Source organism: Phenylobacterium sp. (assembly GCF_030654915.1).
Lineage (GTDB): Bacteria > Pseudomonadota > Alphaproteobacteria > Caulobacterales > Caulobacteraceae > Phenylobacterium.
Genome location: NZ_JAURWM010000095.1, coordinates 1 through 5,758, shown reverse-complemented (window position 1 = coordinate 5,758; position 5,758 = coordinate 1). Strand labels below are relative to the sequence as shown.

Annotated in this window: 8 protein-coding genes and 1 pseudogene; 7 read left to right on the top strand and 2 right to left on the bottom strand. The window is 66.1% G+C overall.

The window, feature by feature from the left end:
- The 7 genes and pseudogenes from Q7T84_RS04750 to Q7T84_RS04720 form a co-directional block, all read left to right on the top strand.
- Nucleotides 1–270, top strand: a 270-nt coding sequence (locus Q7T84_RS04750) for a SufD family Fe-S cluster assembly protein (RefSeq protein ID WP_304806564.1), incomplete at its 5' end; no start/stop codon positions are given.
- Nucleotides 267–671, top strand: a complete 405-nt coding sequence (locus Q7T84_RS04745) for a hypothetical protein (RefSeq protein ID WP_304806563.1) — start codon at nt 267–269, stop codon at nt 669–671. The genes Q7T84_RS04750 and Q7T84_RS04745, both read left to right, overlap by 4 nt.
- Nucleotides 671–1,417, top strand: a pseudogene (gene sufC, locus Q7T84_RS04740) (Fe-S cluster assembly ATPase SufC). The gene Q7T84_RS04745 and the pseudogene sufC overlap by 1 nt, the downstream one beginning before the upstream one ends.
- Complete coding sequence (gene sufD / locus Q7T84_RS04735; RefSeq protein ID WP_304806562.1) at nt 1,414–2,442, top strand: Fe-S cluster assembly protein SufD; 1,029 nt, start codon at nt 1,414–1,416, stop codon at nt 2,440–2,442. Before sufC ends, sufD begins: the two are co-directional and overlap by 4 nt.
- A gap of 2 nt (nt 2,443–2,444) precedes the next feature.
- Entirely contained in the window at nt 2,445–3,659 is a 1,215-nt protein-coding gene (locus Q7T84_RS04730; protein WP_304806560.1) for an aminotransferase class V-fold PLP-dependent enzyme, read from the top strand.
- 8 nt (nt 3,660–3,667) lie between these two features.
- Nucleotides 3,668–4,030, top strand: a complete 363-nt coding sequence (locus tag Q7T84_RS04725; protein WP_304806559.1) for an SUF system Fe-S cluster assembly protein — start codon at nt 3,668–3,670, stop codon at nt 4,028–4,030.
- An 18-nt stretch (nt 4,031–4,048) separates the two neighbouring features.
- Nucleotides 4,049–4,450, top strand: a complete 402-nt coding sequence (locus Q7T84_RS04720) for an iron-sulfur cluster assembly accessory protein (protein ID WP_304806558.1) — start codon at nt 4,049–4,051, stop codon at nt 4,448–4,450.
- 30 nt (nt 4,451–4,480) lie between these two features.
- On the opposite strand, the gene Q7T84_RS04715 is transcribed toward Q7T84_RS04720, so the two are convergent.
- Together Q7T84_RS04715 and Q7T84_RS04710 are read right to left on the bottom strand one after the other, a co-directional pair.
- Entirely contained in the window at nt 4,481–5,281 is an 801-nt protein-coding gene (locus Q7T84_RS04715) for an enoyl-CoA hydratase/isomerase (protein ID WP_304806557.1), read from the bottom strand.
- Nucleotides 5,282–5,356: 75 nt separating this feature from the next.
- A partial coding sequence (locus Q7T84_RS04710) for a GGDEF domain-containing protein (protein WP_304806556.1) occupies nt 5,357–5,758 on the bottom strand: 402 nt, incomplete at its 5' end.

Below are 5,758 nucleotides of genomic sequence, written 5' to 3'. Positions count from 1 at the left end.
AGCCTGCTGATCGGCAAGACCTGCGCGGCCCACACCGTGCCCTATGTCGAGGCGCGCAACGGCCAGTGCGTGTTCGAGCACGAGGCCACCACCACCAAGCTTTCCGAAGATCAGCTGTTCTACGCCATGCAGCGCGGGCTCTCCCAGGAGGAGGCCGTGCAGCTTCTGGTCAACGGCTTCGTCAAGGACGTGCTGCAGGAGCTGCCCATGGAGTTCGCCGTGGAAGCCCAGAAGCTCGTCGCCATTTCACTGGAGGGCTCTGTCGGATGACCCTCGCAACCCCCGAGAACCGCACGATGTCCTTCCGCCGCGCCTTCGAAGCCGAGCATGCCCGCCGCGACGCCGACCGCCATGCGCGCGAGGAGGCCGAGCGTCGGCAGCAGGAAGAGGATCTGGCGCGCGCCGAACAGCTGTACGCCACCCTCGCCGAGGACGTCGCGTTCCTGAAGGACAAGGGCCTAGTGTTGGATATTCGCCGTTACACGGTCAGCCTGCATCACGACGACTATCTGATCGACGCCTATTTCGAGGCCGGGACGATCAACGTCCGGGCTGGCGACAAACGCACCGCCTCGACCCCCACCGCCGCGCCGCGCAAGGCGAAGACCGTGAACACAATCGAGGAAGCCCTCGACGTGATGGCGCAATACCTGGCCGACGAGACCAACTGATGCTTTCGATTTCCAACCTGCACGCCGAGATCGATGGCAAGCCGATCCTCAAGGGTCTCACGCTCGACGTCCCGGCCGGGGAGGTCCATGCAATCATGGGCCCGAACGGCGCTGGCAAATCGACCCTGTCCTACGTCCTGACCGGACGCCAGGGCTATGAGGTGACCGAGGGGACCGCGACGCTCGACGGCGAGGACCTGTTGGCGCTGGAGCCCAGCGAGCGTGCCGCGCGGGGGGTCTTCCTGTCATTCCAATATCCGCTGGAGATTCCCGGCGTTCCGGCCCTGACCTTCATCCGCACCGCGATGAACGCCCAGCGCAAGGCGCGCGGTGAGGCGGAAATCACCGCGCCGGCCTTCCTGAAGCTGGCCAGGACGACGGCCGCATCGCTGAAGATCGACTTCGAGATGCTCAAGCGGGCGCTCAATGTCGGCTTCTCCGGCGGTGAGAAGAAGCGGATGGAAATCTTTCAAATGGCGATGCTTTAGCCGCGGTTTCTAATCCTCGACGAGACCGATTCGGGGCTCGACATCGACGCCTTGAAGATCGTCGCCGACGGCGTGAACGCCATGCGTGGTCCGGACCGGGCGATGCTGGTGATCACCCACTATCAGCGTCTGCTCGACTACATCAAACCTGACCGCGTCCACGTGCTGGCCGGCGGCCGTATCGCCGACAGTGGTGGTCCGGAACTGGCTCATGAGCTGGAGCGCGAAGGCTACGACAAGTACGCGAGGGCAGCTTGAGCCTAGCCTCCGCCCTTAAGGCCAGCGACGTCACCCTGCTTCCCAGCAAGCGTGACGAGGACTGGAAGTGGACCGACCTGCGCGGCCTGCTGCGCGTTCTGCCGCCGCCGTCGCAGCCCTTTACGGGCGAGGCGCCGGTCGGGCCGTTCGCCGCCCTGGCCAATCTGCCAATCCATGTGGTCAACGCCAGCGATCCGGTGGTGATCCGCAGCGCTTCGGTGGCGCCTTATGTCGTGGCGCTGCACTTCGCGGCCCTTGGCGGTGGATCGCACTCGGCCACCGCGCAGATCGAGGTCGCCGAGGGCGCCAACCTGATCCTGCTGGAAAGCTATGAGGGCGACGACGCCGACTATGTCGCCAATCTCGACCTGAAGGTCACTGTCGGGGCCAACGGCCGCCTGGAGCGCATCATCCTGGCCGCCGACGGCGCGAACGGGGTCAGCGTTTCGACCGCCGATGTCACCCTCGGAGCTGGCGCTCAGCTGGTGCAGACGGTGCTCACCGACGGCGCCAAGCGCCAACGCATCGAGACCCGCGTGGCTCACCCCGGAGCGGGCGCCAGCGTCCGCCTCGACGGCGCCTATCTGCTCGCTGACAAGCGGCATGCCGACCTGACCACCGTGGTCGAGCACCTGGGCGTCGATGGGACCACCGGCCAGCTGACCAAGGGCGTGGTGCGCGATCAGTCGCGCGGCGTGTTCCAGGGCCGGATCCTGGTCGCCGAAGGCGCCGACCGTACCGACGCGCGGATGGGTCACCATGCGCTGATCCTGTCCGACAAGGCCGAGATCGACGCCAAGCCCGAACTGCTGATCTTCGCCGACGACGTGCAGTGCGCCCACGGCAACACCATCGGCGCGTTCGATGAGGAGGCCCTGTTCTACGCTCAGCAGCGCGGAATGCCCGAAGATGTGGCTCGCGGCCTTCTGACGGAAGCCTTTGTGGGCGAGGTCATCGACCGAATCGAACACGATGGCGCGCGTGAGGTGGCCAAGGCTTGGGCCGCCAAGGGCTTGGGACTCTGACCATGGCCTTTGATGTCGAAGCGGTCCGCGCCGAGTTTCCGATCCTCAGCCGTCAGGTGAACGGCAAGCCGCTGGTCTATCTGGACAGCGGCGCCTCGGCTCAGAAGCCGCGAGCGGTGATCGAAGCCATGACTAGGATCATGGAGCACTCCTACGCCAATGTGCACCGTGGCCTGCATACCCTGGCCAACGAGACTACTGACGCCTACGAGGCCGCTCGCAAGTCGGTGGCGACCTTCATGAACGCCGAGCTTGGCGAGATCGTCTTCACCAAGGGCGGGACCGAGGCGATCAACCTGGTCGCGGCTGGGATCGGGGCTGGCCTGAAGGCCGGCGACGAGATCGTGCTCAGCGAGATGGAGCACCACGCCAATATCGTGCCGTGGCACTTCCTGCGCGAGCGGCTGGGTGTGGTCCTGAAGTTCATCCCCGTGCTCGACGACGGCCGCTTGGACATGGAGGCCCTGCCGGCCTTGCTGACCGCGGGCACCAAGGTCGTGGCGGTGACGCACATGTCCAACGTGCTGGGGACCATCAATCCGGTCGCCGAGATCATCGCACAGGCCCACGCGGTGGGCGCCAAGGTGCTGCTGGACGGTTGCCAGGGCATTGTTCACCTGAGCGTGGACGTGAAGGCCCTGGACGTCGACTTCTACGTCTTCTCCGGTCACAAGCTCTATGGCCCGACCGGGATCGGCGTCCTCTATGGCAAGGCCGCCGAACTCGCCGCCCTGCCGCCTTATCAAGGCGGCGGCGAGATGATCGGCGAGGTCAGCCTCGAAAAGATCACCTATGCCGATCCGCCGCACCGGTTTGAAGCCGGCACCCCGCCGATCATCGAGGCGATCGGCCTGGGCGCGGCCATTGAGTGGCTGAACGGTCTCGACCGCGAGGCGATCGCGGCGCACGAGGCCAGGATCTACGCCCGAGTCCGCGAGGGCCTGAAGGGCGCCAACTGGCTGCGCGTGCTGGGCGAGGCGCCTGGCAAGGGCGCGATCCTGTCCTTCACCATCGACGGCGCCCACGCGCACGACGTGGCCCAGATCCTCGACCGCTACGGCGTCGAGGTTCGCGCCGGCACCCACTGCGCCGAGCCCTTGATGCGACGTTTCGGCGTCACATCCTCCGCTCGGGCTTCCTTCGCCCTATATAATACGGAAGGGGAGGCCGACTTCTTCGTCGACGCCCTGAACCGTACCCAGGCCTTTTTTGCTTGAGCATGCTTATGGATGACGCGACCGCCATCGAACCGACCAGCGCGACGCCGCTGAGCCAGGCAGAGCTAGACGCTCTGACGGATCAGCTAATCGAGAAGCTGAAGACGGTGTTCGACCCGGAAATCCCGGTCGACATCTACGAACTTGGCTTGATCTACAAGGTCGACGTGTCCGACGAGAAGAACGTCGCCATCGATATGACCCTGACCGCGCCGGGCTGCCCGGTGGCCGGCGAGATGCCCGGCTGGGTGCAGGACGCCGTGAAGGAAATTCCGGGGATCGGCGAAGTGAAAGTTGATCTGGTCTTCGACCCGCCGTGGGATCCATCTCGGATGTCCGACGAGGCGAAGCTTCAACTCAACATGTTCTGACACCATATAAGGCTGAGCATGACCGACCTTAACCTCACGCCCGCTCCCCGTATCCGCCGCCCCCGGCCCAAGGTCGTCACCCTGACCGACGCCGCGGCCGCCCGTGTTCGCGAGATCATGGACAAGGCGGAAAAGCCGTATGCGGGCTTGCGCGTGGGCGTGAAGAACAGCGGCTGCGCAGGCCAGGAATACATCCTGGAGTACGCTGAGACCGCCGGCCCGCTGGACGAGGTGGTCGAGGACAAGGGCGTGACGATCCTGATCGAGCCCAAGGCGGTGCTGTTCCTGATCGGCACCGAGATCGACTACGTGACCACCAAGCTGTCGTCGAAGTTCACCTTCCAGAACCCGAACGAGACCGACGCCTGCGGTTGCGGCGAAAGCGTCACTATCGAACCGGCCAAGGCGCACGACGCCTAGAACGCGCGCCTCGCGAAGGCGGGCCCGCGCCTAGCGGCCCGTGAACTGCGCCGCGCGCTTCTGGAGGAAAGCGAGGACGCCTTCGCGGCTGTCCTCGGTCCGGCCGGCGTGTTTCTGCGCCATTCGCTCGGCGTGAAGCTGGGCGGCCCACCCCTCGTCGAGGCTATCCCAGACCAGCTTGCGGATGGCGCCCAGCGCCTTGGGACCCGTGGCCAGGGCCTTGGCCAGTTCCATGGCCGTGGCCATCAGCTGATCGTCAGGGACGCAGCGGTTGACCAGGCCCCATTCCAGCGCCGTCTTGGCCGGAACCTTTTCCCCGAGCAGCGCCATCTCCATGGCGCGCGCCTTGCCGATTAGCCGGGGCAGCAGGTAGGTCGAGCCGCCGTCGGGCACCAGGCCGATGCGGCGGAAGGCCTGCAGGAAGTAGGCGCTTTCGGCCGCGACGATGACGTCGCCCATCAGGGCCAGCGAACAGCCGACGCCCGCGGCGACGCCGTTGACCGCCGTGACGATCGGCACCGGATACTCGCGGAGCGAGGTGACGAAGGGGTTGTAGACGCTCTCCAGCGCCGCGCCGGCGTCGGGGCCTTCCGGGTCCGGCGCCTCAGCAGCCGGTCCACCGCGTCCGGAGAGGTTGGCGCCTGAGCAGAAGCCACGGCCCTCGCCGGTGAGCACCACGCAGCGCACGGCGTCGTTGGTCTTGAAGCCTTCGAAGGCGTCCTGAAGTTCGGCCATCAGGTCGAGGCCCGCGGCGTTCAAGGTCGCGGTGTCGTTCAGGGTCACCACGGCGATGCCGTCGTTCACCGACGTCTTGATCTTCGAATAGGCCATGGCGTGCTCCCGCGTGCGTCTCTTTGGACGATCTAACCGAGGATACCCTGGCGTCAGGCTAGGAGAAAAGCGCGGTCAGGCGGCGGTCGCCACCACCTCGGCGTTGGTCACCCGATTGCGGCCCGACCGCTTGGAGACGTAGAGCGCGCTGTCGGAGCGTTCCATCAGGCTGTGGGCGCTCTCGCCGCGGCGCAGCTCCGCAAGGCCGGCCGAGACCGTGATCGCCCCAAGGTCGTCATTGGTGGAGCGGCGCTTTAGCATGCGCGAAGAGACTTCCTCGCGGATCTCTTCCAGAACCGCGGCGGCGATCGCGGCGCTCTCGCGCGGGAAAATCAGGGCGAATTCCTCGCCGCCATAGCGCGCGGCGAAGCGGGGCGGGGCGCCGACGCGGCCGATGACGCTGGCGACGTAACGGATCACCTGGTCCCCGGTCTGGTGGCCCCAGGTGTCGTTGAAATTCTTGAAGTGGTCGATGTC

Excerpts from the sequence above, each read along its gene's own strand:
- Q7T84_RS04745 (WP_304806563.1), top strand. The coding sequence starts at position 267 with ATGACCCTCGCAACCCCCGAGAACCGCACGATGTCCTTCCGCCGCGCC.
- Q7T84_RS04730 (WP_304806560.1), top strand. The coding sequence starts at position 2,445 with ATGGCCTTTGATGTCGAAGCGGTCCGCGCCGAGTTTCCGATCCTCAGC.
- Q7T84_RS04725 (WP_304806559.1), top strand. The coding sequence starts at position 3,668 with ATGGATGACGCGACCGCCATCGAACCGACCAGCGCGACGCCGCTGAGC.
- Q7T84_RS04720 (WP_304806558.1), top strand. The coding sequence starts at position 4,049 with ATGACCGACCTTAACCTCACGCCCGCTCCCCGTATCCGCCGCCCCCGG.
- Q7T84_RS04715 (WP_304806557.1), bottom strand. The coding sequence starts at position 5,281 with ATGGCCTATTCGAAGATCAAGACGTCGGTGAACGACGGCATCGCCGTG.